Genomic DNA, 16,564 nt, shown 5'->3' with positions numbered 1-16,564 from the left:
TTTTTCATTGGGTTTTAGATAACAACAACTACACACAACAACAACTACAACACAACTAAAACCCATTGTATAATCAAAAAGGAAAAATTTATGATTCCACAAGTTTCACAAGAAATTATCGATTTAGGAGATGGAAGAAGCATCTCAATCGAGACTGGTAAATTAGCAAAACAAGCCGATGGTTCAGTTGTTGTACGTTTAGGAAACTGTATGCTTTTAGCAACTGCAGTTTCTGCAAGAACATCTAACCCAGGTGTTGACTTTTTACCATTAACGGTAGATTACCGTGAAAAATTTGCTGCTGCAGGACGTTTCCCAGGAGGATTTTTCAAAAGAGAAGCTAGACCTAGCGACAGCGAAGTATTAACAATGAGATTAGTTGACCGTGTTTTACGTCCGCTTTTCCCAGACGATTACCACGCCGAAACTCAGGTTATGATTCAATTAATGTCTCATGATGACAATGTTATGCCAGATGCATTAGCTGGTTTAGCAGCATCTGCAGCATTAGCAGTTTCAGACATTCCATTTTACAACTTAATCTCTGAAGTACGTGTTGCACGTATCGACGGAAAATTAGTAATCAACCCAAGCAGAACTGAATTAGAAAAATCTGATATCGATATGATGATCGGTGCTTCTCTGGATTCTGTTGCAATGGTTGAAGGTGAGATGAAAGAAATCTCAGAAGCTGAAATGATCGAGGCTATTAAATTTGCACACGAAGCTATTAAAGTTCAAATTCATGCTCAGCAAAAATTAAGAGCAAAACTTAGCTCTCAAGAATACAGAACTTATGAAGGTGAAGTTGAAGACGAAGCTGTTTATGCTAAAGTAAAAGCTGCTGCTTACGATAAATGTTATGCAATTGCACAAGAAGCTTCTGGAAAAGCAGAAAGAGGTGAAAAATTTGCAGCTGTAAAAGAAGAAGCAAAAGCTTTATTTACAGAAGAAGAATATGCTGAAAATGCAGATCTTGCAGGTTTAGTTGGAAAATATTTCTACAAAACAAACAAAGAAGCTGTTCGTAACGTAATTCTTGAAAAAGGAATTCGTTTAGATGGTAGAAAAACTACAGAAATCAGACCAATCTGGTGTGAAACTGATTACTTACCATCTGTACACGGTTCTTCTTTATTTACACGTGGAGAAACTCAGGCTTTGGCTACAGTAACTTTAGGAACTTCCAGAGAAGCTAACCAAATCGATTCTCCATCTGAACAAGGTGAAGAAAAATTCTACTTACACTATAACTTCCCTCCTTTCTCTACTGGTGAAGCAAAGCCATTAAGAGGAACTTCAAGAAGAGAAGTTGGTCACGGTAACTTAGCTCAAAGAGCTTTAAAAAATATGATTCCTGCAGATTGTCCTTATACAATTCGTGTTGTTTCTGAGGTTTTAGAATCTAACGGTTCTTCTTCTATGGCAACAGTTTGTGCCGGAACAATGGCTTTGATGGATGCTGGAGTTCAAATGGTAAAACCGGTTTCTGGTATTGCTATGGGATTAATTACTGACGGTGAGAAATTTGCTGTATTGTCTGATATCTTAGGAGACGAAGATCACTTAGGAGATATGGACTTTAAAGTAACAGGAACTGCTGACGGTATCACAGCTTGTCAAATGGACATCAAAATTGATGGTTTACGTTATGACATCATGGAACAAGCTTTAGCTCAGGCTCGTGATGGACGTTTACACATTTTAGGTAAATTAACTGAAACTATCGCAGCGCCAAGAGCAGATGTTAAAGCTCATGCACCAAAAATTATTACCAGAACTATTCCTGGAAACTTCATTGGAGCATTAATTGGACCTGGTGGAAAAGTAATTCAGGAATTACAAAAAGCTACAGGAACTACTATCGTAATTAACGAAGTTGATGAGCAAGGTGTAGTTGAAATCTTAGGAACTGATCCAGAAGGTATCAAAACTGTATTAGCTAAAATTGATGCATTAACTTTCAAACCGCAGGTTGGAGAAGCTTACGAAGTAAAAGTAATTAAGATGCTTGATTTTGGAGCTGTTGTAGAATATACTGCTGCACCAGGAAACGAGGTATTGCTTCACGTGTCTGAATTAGCTTGGGAACGTACTGAGAACGTTGCTGATGTAGTTAAAATGGGAGATATTTTCGAAGTAAAATACTTAGGAGTTGACCCTAAAACTAAAAAAGAAAAAGTGTCTAAAAAAGCACTTGTTCCAAGACCTCCGCGTGAGGACAAAAAAGAGTAATCAGATCTTAGTTTACTAAAGGTTTATTCATAGAAAACCCCAGCTCATGCATTTGAGTTGGGGTTTTTCGTTTTCCAAATCATAGCGTAATCTTAATATTACACATTCTTTGATAAAGAAAATGTAAAAATTATAAAAAAACAGGATGAAACTTACATTTTTTTAAAGAAATGAAATATCTTTAGACCTCCAAAAATAAAATTATTAACCCTAAAAACCTTATCTATGGACTTAACACGTTACAAAGTTATCCAAAACACCAAAATCAACAGTAAAGCATTTGTTTTTAAAGACACTAAACATCTTCAGCATCCCCTTCCTCCTTTAGCTTCAGTTGAAAACTTCATCAGCCCTGGAGGTCTGCCAACATTAAAAATCAGAGTTACTTTATATATAAACTCAGAATTCGTTCAAAAACCAATCGTATCAGTTCCTACTTTAAAAGATTCTTCACTTGAAGTTTTCTTTGATTATGACTATACCGAAGATACACCCGAAACTTGTGATGTTTGGTATATCGAAATAGATTACTACTCTACAGACGTAACTCAGGTAAAAAATGTTATCACTTATCTTAGAAATGTTGATCCTGAAACCTCTAGAGGAACCAGAACAGGAGTTGACGAATAAGACCTATAACTAAAAAACATCATTTACTATTAAATTAGAAATGATGTTTTTAACCTTAATTTAAAGATGCATAAAATTACTTTTTATATTTTTTTATTGCTTTTTTTTTACCCTGTTTTTTTTTATTCTCAAAATCAAACAGTGAATTCTTTGTTGAATATTGAAAGCAAAAAAAAAGCTTTAGCCTTCAATAAAGAGTTACATTTTAAGGATGCTCAATATTATTTTCAAACAAATAATTGGGATTCTACTTTAGTCCATTCAATGAAACATTTGAATATTAGTACTAACAAAGAACTAAATGATTATTGTCATTATTTTAGAGGGTTTAGTTTCAAGAAAAAAAAGTTGTTTAAAGAAGCTAAATCAGAATTAAATTTAATCTCGAAAGGATTTGCTTTCTACCCTTTAGTAAATAAAACTCTTGGAGAAATTTCACTTGAATTAAAAGAATTCAAAAAAGCAATTGAATATTTTAATGAAATAGAAAAATTTCCTTTAGCAAAAGAACAAGGATTTAAAATAAGTGCAATTTACCAAAACATAGGTGTTAGTTATTTACATTTAAATGATTTCATAAAAGCCGAAACTTATCTTTTTAAAAGCAAAGATTTAAAAGAGAAAGAAAATGACAACGTTTCGTTAATCAATTTATATATGAATATTGCCAATTTGTATTATCTTCAATATAAAGATGATCAAGCTATTCCTTATTTTGAAAAATCATATGCATTGTCAAAAAAAGTAAGCGATTTTAATAAAAAATGGGACACTTCTCTAAATATGGCTGTTGTTGAAGAAAACAGGGGCAATTACAAAAAAGCATTACTATATAGAAAAGAATCTGATCAATGGAAAGACTCAATTAATAATCAGGACAAAATTTGGGCAGTTGCTGATTTTGAGAAAAAATTTACAGTAGCTCAAAAACAAAAAGAAATCAAAGTATTACAAGTCGAAAACAAATTAAAAAACACGCAACGCAATGCTTTGTTTTTTTCTGCAATTGGCCTTTTATTAATTTTAACCGGCGGTGTTTATTTATATGCACAAAGAGTAAAAAGCAGTAAAATTATTTTACGCCAAAAAAACAAACTTGACGAATTAAATACCACTAAAGATCAATTATTTTCTATTGTGAGCCATGATTTACGTTCCTCTGTAAATGCTTTAAAATCCAGTAATTCGAAATTATCTGCCACGCTTGAAACCAAAAACTATGATGAATTAAATCAATTAATTGTTCAAAACAGCAGTATTGCAAATGGCACTTACAGCCTTTTAGATAATTTATTACATTGGGCATTACTGCAGACTAAGCAATTGTATTTTCATAAAGAATCGATTCATCTGCATTCAGTAATTCAACAAATCGAATACAATTACAAACCTTTATTACTGGAAAAAGCCATTACATTTGAAAATCTGGTTTCAAAAAGCATCTTTTTGTTTGTAGACCTTGATTCACTAAAAATTGTATTTAGAAATTTATTAGACAATGCGATAAAATTTTCGAAAGAAAATGGACAAATTACCTTTTCTGCAAATGAAATCGATTCTGATTATTGTCAGGTCATAATTCAGGATACAGGAATTGGAATGAGCAGAAACACCATCGATGAATTGCTCCAGGAAGGCGAATTACTGGCTAAAAAAGGCAATTCAGAAATTATTGGAACCGGTTTGGGTTTACAGTTATGCAAGCAGATGATTAAGAAAAACAGCGGTACATTTGAAATAGAAAGTGAACTCAATAAAGGAACTAAAATGATATTAACTTTTCCAAAAACAAAATGAAATGGATAATATTAATGTTTTAATTATAGAAGATACTCCGGAGCAAAGTGATGCTCTTGTAAAAGTATTACTCGAAAACAATTATAATATAGCCGGAGTTGCTGTTAACTTTACAGATGCTTTAAAGTTATTTTATGAGACTTCTGTTGATGTAATAATAATAGATGTTTTTCTAGACGGAAAACCAGACGGGATAACGTTTGCTGAATCTATAAATATAATTCCTCAGGCATCGAAGCCTTTTGTGTTTTTGACTAGTTCTCAGGACAGGCAGATTTTCGAAAGAGCAAAACTCACCAGACCATTTAGCTTTTTAATGAAGCCCTTTAACGAACTGGAAATATTATATGCCATAGAAATGGCTGTCGAAAAGTTTTATGAACAAACCAATGTATTCCTCAGTGAAGAACAAAACACTGTTATAAGCAACGATTCATTATTTATTAAAAAGAAAAATTCATTAAAGAAAGTTGCCTTGGAAGATATTCTTTATATCGAAGTTGAAGAGCGTTATTGTAACATCATCACTGAGAAAGAAAAATTTGTAATCTTAATTTCGCTGACAAAAATCAGTGAACTGCTGGATAAAAACAAATTCATAAAAACACATCGCAATACTATAGTAAATTCTGTTAAAATTGAAGAAATTTTCCTAACTGACAATCTTATTATATTAAAAGGAAACCATCGAATAAATCTAAGTGACACCTATAAGGATTTCATAAAAAATATGAACATCTTGTCATAATACTAAAAAATACACACAAAACTAAATCCTCTTTCTACAAGAGGATTTTTGTTTTTGAAAGAAAAAGTTTAAGCGACAGAGTCTTCAACATCTTTCATGACACAAAAAAGAGGTTTTATGACATTTTCATAACAATTTGCTTAGATGAAATTTACTTTTACCCTGCCTAAATCAAAATAATGATAGATGAAAACAGCCACGATAAAACAACCAGAAATGAAAATTTTACCAATTCTTAAAAAAATAATAAACAATCCCTGGGTTGGCGTTGCAGTTTCATTAGCTATAATAATTCCGAGTTTATATAAAATTCTGGATGATGTTACTGTTTTAAGAATAGAATATGTTTTACTTGCCGTCTTTTTTCCTTTATACATAAAATCATTAAAGAAAATATTTGATCAAATTCTAGACAGTTCAGATGATTCTTTTGAGTAAGTATCCATAGAAACTCTTTTTGCCCAAAAACATTTCACCTAAAACCCTTATTTCGTACTAATGGAATAGGGGTTTTATCACAAAAAATAAATTTTTTATTACATTTTAACAATTTTAACCTTTGTTTATAATCTTTTTTTGATAATTTTAGAGCTTCCAAAACAATCATCAAAAACCATCGAATCCTTTGAAAAATTATCAAAAAAAAACCATTTTCCTCATTTTATTTGGATTATTCTTAAACATTTATGTCATTCAAGCCCAAACCAATAACGATATTAATATTTACAACTGGTATGACAAAACCGTTGGAGAAGATAATCTGGATATAAACAACGGAATACCACACACGAATCTCTACAGAAGTGTGCAAGACAACTACTTATACTTAATTAATCAGTATGAATTAGGAAAACTTAGTTATGAAGGTCAAAACTATTACAACGTAAAACTAAAATACGATATTTACAGAGATATTTTAGTTTTAAACCCTTCAGGACAGCCTGAAAATATCGGCATAAACCTTACTCAAAACAAAGTCGAGTCTTTTTCAATTCAGGACAAAAATTTTATCAAAATTGAAAAAAAGATTGAGACGATCCCTGAATTTACAACAGGATATTATGAAGTAAGCAAAATTGCACCAGATTTTATATTTTATATCAAACACCACAAGGACATTCAAAAAACAGTTTCAGAAAATGGAATATTATATTCCTTTAAAGAAAACAGTTTGTTTTTTATTGAACTAAAAAACAACATTTACCTTATAAAAGGAAAAAATGACATCATCAAACTGTTCCCTGAACAAAAAAAGCAAATCAATGGGTTTTATTTACTGAATAGAGAGTTAAAACAATCTGATTTAAATCAATTTATGAAAAATTTGATGAAATACATTTCTAATTCTCTTCTAATTCAAACTAAATAAGACAAATGAAAAAAATTTTACTTTCAATTATAATTTTATTCTCATTTCAATTGTCTATAGCACAAACTGCAGGTGAGAAACTATCTATTACATTTAAAGATGAAACCTTAGAAATTGCCTTAAAACGCATTGAAACGGCAACATCATACAAATTTTATTTTGATCCAACATGGGTTAATTCTAACAAAGGATTAATCTCCGGCGTTTACAATGATGCTAAAATTGACGATATCCTTAATTCGGTTTTCAGTAAAACTGACTTGAATTATATTATTATAAAGAACAAAATAATTTTAACGCTTAATAGTACAATTCACAATACTTTACCATCAAATTATTTTACTGATGCGCCTGTTGAAACGAATCAAAACAACGGAAATGATCATTCTGACAATCCTGTGTTTTATCAGCAGTACGATTCTCTAAATAGTTATAGTGTAACTAAAAAAGCTTCGATAGTTTTTATAGGTAAAGAGAATAAAGACAATGTAAAAAGAAATTATACTGTCTCTGGTTCTGTTAAAAATGAAGAAACAGGAAAAGCGGAAGCAAACATCTTTATCAAAGTAAGAAACAAAAACATCAGCACATCAAGTGATCCTGATGGAAACTATACTTTACAACTTCCTAGAGGAATAAATGTTATTGAGATAAAATCGTTAAGCCATAAAGAAGTTGTAAGAACTTTAATGGTTTATGACGACGGTACATTTGATATCAATGTTAATGAAAGATCAAATCAACTAGATGAAGTTGTAATTAAAAAGAAAGGACAAAAAACTACCGAAACGACTGTTTCTGGTTTAGTTTCTATTGATATAGAAGGAATTAAAAATGTTCCATTAATTCTTGGAGAAAGAGACATTTTAAAAGTAGCTACAACATTTCCTGGTATTAAAACTACCGGAGAAGGATCTGCCGGCTTTAACGTACGAGGAGGAAAAGACGATCAAAATCTTATTCTTTTAGACAACGCTGTTTTATACAATCCGCAGCATTTTTTAGGTTTCTTCTCAGCAATTAACCCATATACAGCAAAGAAAGCCGATATTTACAAAGGAAGTATCCCAGCTGATTTTGGAGGAAGATTATCTTCTGTATTTGATATTGCAACAAAAAATGGAAATCCAGAAAAGTTTTCGGGTGAAGGTGCCATCGGACCTATAACTTCAAATCTTACCTTAAGCATGCCTATCCAAAAAAATAAATCGAGTATTATTGTTGGAGGAAGAGCAACTTATTCTGACTGGATCTTAAAAGCGCTTGACGATGAAAATTTAAAAAACAGTCAGGCTGGTTTTTATGACGGAATCATTAAATACAATAATGCAATTAATGCAAACAATAACTTAGAGGCTACTGCTTACTACAGTCATGACCGTTTCAGCCTTAGTTCAGATTCTGTGTACAAATACAGCAACAGATTGGCATCTTTAAAGTGGGATCATACTTTTAACAAAAAGAGCAAAGGAGCGTTAATTTTTACAAACAGTGAATATAAGTTCAATATTGACTACCATTCTGATGATGTAAATTCATTTGATTTTGGATACAAAGTAAACGAATCGCAGCTTCAGGCAAAATTGAACTACCAGCTGACACCAAAACATAATTTGTCTTATGGTATTGCAAGTAAATTATACAATATTTCTCCTGGATATCAACACCCAACAAATCCTGATGCAACTTTAATTGCTACTGACATTGAAAAAGAAAGAGCCCTTGAGTCTGCTGTTTATTTATCTGACAGTTATAAATTTAATGACAAATTACAGTTTGATTTAGGGTTAAGGTATTCGTTTTATGCTTCATTAGGAGAAGCTAATGTAAATACTTATCAGGCTGGATTACCTTTGAGCAACGAAACTATAACCGGAACAAATCATTATGACAAAAATGAAGTTGTAAAAACTTATGGCGGAATTGAACCTCGTTTAGCAGCACGTTATTTCATTACCGAAGATCTTTCTATAAAAGCAGGTTACGATATGACTCGTCAATACATTCATTTATTATCGAGCAATGTAACACAATCTCCAACTGACACTTGGAAATTATCTGATTCAAATGTAAAACCTCAAAGCGCACAGCAGGTTTCTTTAGGTCTTTTTAAAACATTACAAGACGAAGAATACGAAATAAGCCTTGAAGGATATTACAAAAAATCGAAAAACATTTTAGATTACAAAGTTGGAGCACAGCTTTTATTGAATCAAAATGTTGAGACTGAATTATTACAGGGAGAAGGAAAAGCATATGGTGTTGAATTATTGTTAAAGAAATCAACCGGAAGATTAAACGGATGGATTGGTTATACCTATTCTCGTACTTTTATTAAACTTGACAGTCAATTCAGTTCAGAAAAGGTAAATAATGGAAGTTTTTTTCCGGCAAACTTTGATAAACCACATGATTTAAGTGCTATTTTAAATTATAGATTTACAAAACGCTATAGTTTATCTACAAACTTCATGTATCAAACCGGAAGACCAATAACATATCCTATTGGAACATTTCAATATGGAAACGGACAATATACATTATACAGCGACAGAAATGCCTATAGAATTCCAGATTATATTCGTTTAGATATTGGAATCAATATTGAAGGAAATCATAAAATTAAAAAACTAGCACACAGTTTCTGGAACTTTTCAATTTATAATGTCTTAGGAAGAAACAACCCTTATTCAATTTATTTTGTAACAGATCAAAGCGGAAAAGTAAAAGGATACAAAACTTCTATTTTCTCAATTCCTGTACCAAGTATTACTTATAATTTTAAATTTTAATCCCAATATATAGGATGAAAAATTTTAAACTACATAGTATTATTTTTTTCTTGTCAGCTTTTATTTTCAACAGCTGTACGGAAACGTATCCGCTATTGACAAATACTTACGAAGAAGCTCTGGTTGTTGAAACTACAATAACAAACGAATTGAAAAACCAGGAAATTAAACTTGTTAAAACAGCTAAATTCGAAGATGAAAGTTATTTACCAGAAAGCGGTGCAGAAGTCTATATAACTGATAATTCGGGACACAGATATGATTTTGAAGACCAATCAGACAGATATGTGTCAACTGTTGCGTTTCAGGCTGCTCCCGGAATCCAATATCAGCTGCACATTAACACGAAAGATGGAAGATCCTTTGAATCATCTGCAGAAACACTTACACCTATAAATCCAATGCAGAGCGTTACGGCAGAAATTGAAACAATAGATACTGAAAGAGGAGTCACTATTAGAGCCCGCAGTTTTGATCCGGATAACAAATCAAAATTTTACAGGTATGAATATGAAGAAACGTATAAAGTTGTAACTCCAAAATGGGTAGACACCAAAGCAATTTTAAATGCGAATGGCGGAGTTATTTTTGTTCCCAACTCTCCTGATACCAAAGTTTGTTATGGCAGTAAAAAAAGCTCAACTTTACTTTTAACAGACACAAATGGTTTAAGCGAAGATAAAATTAATTACTTAGTACGATTCATAAGTGATCAGGATTATATTATTACCACCAGATACAGCATATTAGTAAGACAGTATGTCGAAAATTTAGCGGCTTATAATTACTACAGTACGTTAAAAAAAATGTCTGGCAACGAAAATATTTTATCTCCAAAACAACCCGGAATCGTGTTAGGTAATATAAGGTCTATAAAAAATTCAGGCGATAAAATTATCGGATATTTTGATGTAGCATCAGTATCAACAGAGAGAATTTATTTTAATTATGCCGATTTATTTTATGGTGAAGTGGCACCGCCATATTACACGGATTGTAAAGAATTTTGTTATGCAGAGATCCCATTCAATCCCGATCCTTGTACACATGTACCACCTTTTGTGGATGATATAGCCCTAAAAAAAGTCACATATTTTTTAACCGGCAGCCAATTCACTTTTTGGGTAAATTCACCCTGCGGAGACTGCACCACTATAGCCTCAAACATAAAACCTGCATTTTGGATAGACTAAAAGCAGATAAACGGTTTTTTATTTACGGTAAATGAAAAATATAATTTATCTAAATTAAAAATGAAGCAATTTTAAACAATGAAACTCTATATAAAAAATACAATCCTTTTAACGCTTCTTGCAATCCTTTTTAGCGGTTGTACAGAAACATTTCCTCTTTTAACAAATACATACGAAGAGATAATTGTTATTGAAGCAACCTTGACTAATGAATTAAAAAATCAGGAAATAAAAATTACTAAAACTTCAAAGTTTGAAGATGAAGAAGTAAAAATAGAAACGGGTGCTGTTGTAGTTGTTAAAGACAATCAAAATAACGAGTATCCATTTGAAGAAAATGGAAATGTTTACAAATCAGTGACTCCTTTTCAGGCTGAAGCTGATAAACAATATACTCTGGAAGTAAAAACTAAAGACGGAAAAATTTACCAGTCTACACCACAGACTTTAACTACTGTTAACCCAATTAAAAGTGTTGTTCCATCGCTTGTAACAAACAAAGACAATGAAACAGGAGTTCAAATTAATGTAAACAATTACGACCCTCAAAAATCATCAAATTACTATAGATATGAGTATGACGAAACCTATAAAGTTGTAGTGCCGAGATGGAGCAGTCTAAAACTTATTTCAACCAGTCCACAATCTGTTGCTTTAATTAATAACGATCCAAGTACAAAAACCTGTTATTCAACTAAAAAATCAACAGAGATCCTTTTAGTAAACACAAACGACCTTTCTGAAGATCGTGTAAATTTCCCTATCCGATTTATCGAAAAAAATAATTATATCATTGGTCATCGTTACAGCATATTAGTAAAACAATATATAGAAAGCCTTGATGCGTATACCTTTAATAAAACACTTAGAGATATGTCTAGTTCATCTGGCATTTTATCTCCAAAACAGCCTGGTTTAATTTCAGGAAATATAAAATGCATCAACGACTCGAGTACAAAAGTCATTGGCTTTTTTGAAGTGGCATCTTACTCAGAAATGAGATTGTTTTTTAATTACGATGATTTTTTCCCTTTTGAACCTGCACCCTATTTTAGTACATGCGACGACATTCCTTTTAAATTTTGTTTTGGAGGTGACGACTGCTCAGGAGAAAGCATGATTTATAACGTAAATGGTAAACTCATGACTTATATATCAAATGCCGGTATAAATTACATATTAGTCGATGCTGTATGCGGAGACTGCACATCTTTTTCATCTAACGTAAAACCTTCATTTTGGACAGAATAAAACACATATTATTATTGTTTGTATTAATTAATACACAATTAAGCAGCGCACAACAAACTGTAACATTAGATGAAACTATTTTTATTCATACTAATGCAGCAACACTTATTTCAGGTGAGACATTATTATACAAGGTTTATTGTCTAAAATCATCAGACAAAACACCAAGCGGCATTAGTAAAGTAGCCTATGTAGAATTAGTTGATGATAATAAAAAATCAGTTTTTAAAACGAAAATCTCTTTAGAAAACGCAAGCGGCCAAGGCGATTATTTTATTCCGACAACTTTAAAAACAGGTACCTATAAACTAATTGGCTACACCAATTGGATGCTGAACAAACCATTTTCTGAATTGTTTCAGTTAAATATTAATATTATCAATCCGTATAAAGTAGATGAGAAAACTGCTTCTCAAAATATTTTTGCAGGAAATACAAATACGACAGCAGAAAGTTTAAAAAACGAAAATGTAACTTTAAATCTAAACAAAAAGATTTTTTCAAATCGTGAATTAGTTGACTTAAAAATTAAGTCTTCAAATGCAAATTATACAAATGGAACCTATTCACTTTCTGTTCGAAAATTAGATAACATTCCAGCTCAAAATCAAATTTCGGCTGTAGATTTTGCTGCAGGGAATGCTTATCTTGCAGTATTGGATTTAAAAAATGAAAATCAAAAAATAATCCTGCCAGAAGTTAGAGGAGAAATAATTTCAGGAAAAATAAGTGCAAAAAACAACAGCGATAAAATCGATAATATTTCTGTTGGGCTATCTATTCCGGGAAAATCTTTCGCTTTTAAAGTTGTACAAACTGATAAAAACGGAAATTTCATTTTCAACGTTAATCAAACCTTTTACAGTTCAAATATAATTCTTCAGATTATAGACGAAAAAGCAAACAATTATGAGCTTACTGTAAACAACGCTCCAGAAATAGATTATACAAAAGTATCTTTTGAAAAAGATGCAAAATTGTCTTATACAATAAAAGAAAGCCTTTTAGAAAGATCTATTTCAAGTCAGGTTGAAAATGCTTATTTCCATAAAAAAGTAGATAACATCGAGAAAACTCCAACAGTGGAGCCTTTTTATTACCCACTGACTAAAGAATACATTCTGGATGATTATACGCGATTTAAAACCTTAAAAGAAACTATAACAGAGGTTGCAGTAGAAGCTTATTCTAAACAAAAAGATGACAAGCTTTATCTACATGTAAACGACCCAAGTGTTTTCCCTCAGCTGCCAAATCCTGCACTTGTATTAGTAGATGGATTATATTTGGAAAACCAAAATGACCTGCTGACTTATAACATGAAAAATGTATATAAAATTGAAATTATTGTGGGAAGATATTATGTTGGCGCAAAATCATTTAACGGATTAATCAGTTTTACAACATTTGATAAAGATTTCAAAAGCACACAAACAGGCTCTTTTATTGCAAAACCAACTATTTTAAGACCACAGCCAAAAAAGATATACAACAAGGTTAAGTATGAAAATACGGCTGACAATGAAAGAATCCCTGATTTTAGAAATCAGTTGTTTTGGAATCCTGATGTACAGCTAAATCAAGATTCAGAAACTTCATTTTATACTTCTGATCTTTCCGGAACTTTCGAAATAAGATTGGAAGGATTTACGAAAAGCGGAATCCCAGTTTCTATTAAAGAAAATATAGAAATTCAAAACACAAGTGCAAATTAATTTACAATTGTAAAAACATAACTCACTAAAAACCTGTCTAGTTATAGACAGGTTTTTTATTTTATAAAAAAAAACAAAATTTTTTTGACCTAAATTGTAACTTTTTTGAAACCCCATACGTATAACTACTTGTACACTTAAAAAATTGAGGAGACAAATAAGATGAGACAACTTAAAATCACCAAGCAGGTAACCAATCGTGAAACTGCATCGTTAGATAAATATCTACAAGAAATCGGAAAAGTTGACCTAATTACCGCTGATGAAGAGGTAGAATTAGCACAAAGAATAAAGGCTGGTGATCAAAGAGCTTTAGAAAAATTAACAAAAGCCAACCTACGTTTCGTTGTATCGGTTGCTAAACAATATCAAAACCAAGGATTAACTCTTCCTGACTTAATTAATGAAGGAAACTTAGGACTTATCAAAGCAGCACAGCGTTTTGATGAAACTCGTGGTTTTAAATTCATTTCTTATGCCGTATGGTGGATTCGTCAATCGATCCTTCAGGCTCTTGCAGAACAATCACGTATTGTTCGTTTACCATTAAACAAAATTGGTTCTATCAATAAAATCAACAAAATGTATGCATTATTAGAGCAGTCTAATGAGCGTCCGCCTTCTGCTGAAGAAATTGCAAAAGAACTTGACATGACTGTAAATGACGTAAAAGAGTCTATGAAAAACTCTGGTCGTCACTTATCAATGGATGCACCTCTTGTTGAAGGTGAAGATTCTAACCTTTACGACGTATTACGTTCTGGAGAATCTCCAAACCCAGACAGAGAGTTAATTCACGAATCATTACGTACTGAAATCGAACGTTCATTAGAAACATTAACGCCAAGAGAGGCAGATGTTGTTCGTTTGTATTTTGGACTTGGCGATCAGCACCCAATGACTTTAGAAGAAATTGGAGAAACTTTCGACTTAACTCGTGAGCGTGTTCGTCAGATTAAAGAAAAAGCAATCCGTAGATTAAAACATACTTCTAGAAGTAAAATTCTTAAAACTTATCTTGGTTAATCACCAAAATTCCGACAAAAGAAATTACAAATTCCAATTACTTGGAGTTTAATTTAAAATTTCTTAATTTGGATATTAAAGCAAACAACAGTTTGATTGACTGTTCGTTTTTTGATTGATGATTGAAACTCCGGCTGATTACCGGAGTTTTTTATTTTGCATTTTGAAAATTTAACCGCAAAGCACGCTAAAATTTACGCAAGGTCCGCAAAGTTTTTTTATTGTTTTTTTTAAGCACACAAAGCTTTGCGAAATTTGCGTTTTTTTTTACAGAACCTTACAAGCCAAAAATCTTTGCGTGCTTTGCGGTTAAATTACCATGCAGTGCATAAAAAATTTATCTTTGTAAAAAAACAACACACACTACAATGAAAAATACATTTATTGCTCCTTCAGTTCTTGCTGCCGATTTTGGCAATTTACAGCGCGATGTCGAAATGATAAACAACAGTCAGGCTGATTGGTTTCATATCGATATTATGGACGGAGTTTTTGTTCCAAATATCTCTTTTGGAATGCCAGTTTTAGAAGCCATTTCAAAACATGCAAAAAAATATATCGATGTGCACTTAATGATTATTGATCCCGATCGATACATTAAAACTTTTGCCGATTTGGGAGCAAATGGATTAACAGTTCATTATGAAGCCTGTACACACTTACACAGAACTCTTCAGGCAATAAAAGCCGAAGGAATGAAAGCTGGTGTTGCCATAAATCCACATACCAATATTGATCTTTTAGAAGATGTTATAAACGACATTGACTTGGTTTGCATCATGAGTGTCAACCCTGGTTTTGGCGGGCAGTCTTTTATCGAAAATACGTATGCAAAAGTTAAAAAACTAAAAGATTTAATTACACGCAAAAACGCATCCACTCTTATCGAAATTGACGGTGGTGTAACGAACAAAAATGCAAAACAATTAGTAGAAGCCGGAGCAGATGTTTTAGTTGCCGGAAGCTTTGTTTTTAAAGCAGAAAATCCAATTGAAACAATAGCAGATTTAAAAGTCCTTACTGCTTTTTAAATTTTTTAAATTCGGAAAGAAGTCAATTCCTGTCATTTTTTCTACCGTTTCAATAGGAACTACGAAATCATAAATAGACTTGTCACTATCTTCATTTGGAACTAAAAAAGCAATTGCTTTGTGTTCTTTTCCTGATTTTGCCAAAACAATTTTATAGAAATATTTAGGAACAGAAACTTTTTCTGTTCCTATTTTTTTATCTGTATCTTTCAAAACACCACCTGTAACGACATAAATATCATTGTATTTGCCTGCCCAATAACGTGTTTTTTGTTCTATTCTATTCCAGATTCCTCTGTTGAAATCATGTTTTTGAGGAGAAATATTCGAAGTATAAAAAGTATCGTTATATGCTTCTTCATTAAATTCCATATCGCCTGCCGGGCAAAGGTGGCCTTTATCATAACCCGATTTTTTATAATTTCTCCAATCGGCAGAACCTGTTGTCACTTTTGGATCTTCGATAAAATAAGGACGTTTAAAATTTCCATTTTTCAAATATTCCTTTTTTAATTCGTAAGCAACCCATTCTGCCTGTTCAAATTTTTCATTATAAGACAGTGTATAATATTTATGTTTAACGATTTGATTGGTTGTTGAAGTTGGTTCATAAGAAACAGAATACAATGAACCTATATTATTACTTTGATCAGAAACAAATGAACTTTGTTTCTCCCCTATTTCTTCTTTATCATCTTTATGTATAACATTATTTTCTTTTTTACAAGAAAAGGCCATAAATGCAGCCAAAAAACAAATTAAAGCATTCTTCATAAA

At 31.8% G+C, this 16,564-nt stretch carries 13 protein-coding genes; 12 read left to right on the top strand and 1 reads right to left on the bottom strand.

Annotation, left to right across the window (positions count from 1 at the left end):
* Positions 1-90: 90 nt before the first annotated feature.
* From PQ462_RS02220 to rpe, 12 genes are all read left to right on the top strand, one after another.
* Positions 91-2,235 carry a polyribonucleotide nucleotidyltransferase gene (locus tag PQ462_RS02220; protein ID WP_274252219.1) on the top strand — a complete coding sequence of 715 codons (2,145 nt, stop codon included), beginning with the start codon at positions 91-93 and terminating at the stop codon, positions 2,233-2,235.
* A gap of 225 nt (positions 2,236-2,460) precedes the next feature.
* Positions 2,461-2,865 carry a hypothetical protein gene (locus PQ462_RS02215; protein ID WP_274252218.1) on the top strand — a complete coding sequence of 135 codons (405 nt, stop codon included), beginning with the start codon at positions 2,461-2,463 and terminating at the stop codon, positions 2,863-2,865.
* 141 nt (positions 2,866-3,006) lie between these two features.
* Positions 3,007-4,662 carry a tetratricopeptide repeat-containing sensor histidine kinase gene (locus PQ462_RS02210; protein ID WP_274252217.1) on the top strand — a complete coding sequence of 552 codons (1,656 nt, stop codon included), beginning with the start codon at positions 3,007-3,009 and terminating at the stop codon, positions 4,660-4,662.
* A 1-nt stretch (position 4,663) separates the two neighbouring features.
* Positions 4,664-5,410, top strand: coding sequence for a LytR/AlgR family response regulator transcription factor (locus PQ462_RS02205; protein WP_274252216.1), 747 nt, complete (start codon positions 4,664-4,666; stop codon positions 5,408-5,410).
* A 186-nt stretch (positions 5,411-5,596) separates the two neighbouring features.
* Positions 5,597-5,848, top strand: a complete 252-nt coding sequence (locus PQ462_RS02200) for a hypothetical protein (RefSeq protein ID WP_012023519.1) — start codon at positions 5,597-5,599, stop codon at positions 5,846-5,848.
* 187 nt (positions 5,849-6,035) lie between these two features.
* Positions 6,036-6,779 carry a hypothetical protein gene (locus PQ462_RS02195; RefSeq protein WP_274252215.1) on the top strand — a complete coding sequence of 248 codons (744 nt, stop codon included), beginning with the start codon at positions 6,036-6,038 and terminating at the stop codon, positions 6,777-6,779.
* Between the two features lie 5 nt (positions 6,780-6,784).
* Positions 6,785-9,571 carry a TonB-dependent receptor gene (locus PQ462_RS02190; protein WP_274252214.1) on the top strand — a complete coding sequence of 929 codons (2,787 nt, stop codon included), beginning with the start codon at positions 6,785-6,787 and terminating at the stop codon, positions 9,569-9,571.
* Between the two features lie 14 nt (positions 9,572-9,585).
* Positions 9,586-10,764 (top strand): DUF4249 domain-containing protein, encoded by a 1,179-nt coding sequence (locus tag PQ462_RS02185; RefSeq protein ID WP_274252213.1) that lies wholly within the window; start codon positions 9,586-9,588, stop codon positions 10,762-10,764.
* A gap of 78 nt (positions 10,765-10,842) precedes the next feature.
* Complete coding sequence (locus PQ462_RS02180) at positions 10,843-12,015, top strand: DUF4249 domain-containing protein (protein WP_274252212.1); 1,173 nt, start codon at positions 10,843-10,845, stop codon at positions 12,013-12,015.
* 14 nt (positions 12,016-12,029) lie between these two features.
* On the top strand, positions 12,030-13,730 hold the full coding sequence (locus tag PQ462_RS02175; RefSeq protein WP_274252211.1) for a hypothetical protein: 1,701 nt from the start codon (positions 12,030-12,032) through the stop codon (positions 13,728-13,730).
* A gap of 162 nt (positions 13,731-13,892) precedes the next feature.
* Positions 13,893-14,756 (top strand): sigma-70 family RNA polymerase sigma factor, encoded by an 864-nt coding sequence (locus PQ462_RS02170; RefSeq protein ID WP_007804760.1) that lies wholly within the window; start codon positions 13,893-13,895, stop codon positions 14,754-14,756.
* A gap of 368 nt (positions 14,757-15,124) precedes the next feature.
* Positions 15,125-15,787 carry a ribulose-phosphate 3-epimerase gene (gene rpe / locus PQ462_RS02165; protein WP_073408037.1) on the top strand — a complete coding sequence of 221 codons (663 nt, stop codon included), beginning with the start codon at positions 15,125-15,127 and terminating at the stop codon, positions 15,785-15,787.
* On the opposite strand, the gene PQ462_RS02160 is transcribed toward rpe, so the two are convergent.
* Positions 15,764-16,561 carry a DNA/RNA non-specific endonuclease gene (locus PQ462_RS02160; RefSeq protein WP_274252207.1) on the bottom strand — a complete coding sequence of 266 codons (798 nt, stop codon included), beginning with the start codon at positions 16,559-16,561 and terminating at the stop codon, positions 15,764-15,766. The two genes, rpe and PQ462_RS02160, sit on opposite strands and share 24 nt — an antisense overlap.
* Between the last annotated feature and the right edge of the window lie 3 nt (positions 16,562-16,564).

Origin of the sequence: Flavobacterium sp. KACC 22758 (assembly GCF_028736135.1) — a bacterium.
GTDB classification, from domain to species: domain Bacteria; phylum Bacteroidota; class Bacteroidia; order Flavobacteriales; family Flavobacteriaceae; genus Flavobacterium; species Flavobacterium johnsoniae.
The sequence above is the reverse complement of the archived record's forward strand: the minus strand, read 5'-3'. Positions and strand labels throughout refer to the sequence as shown.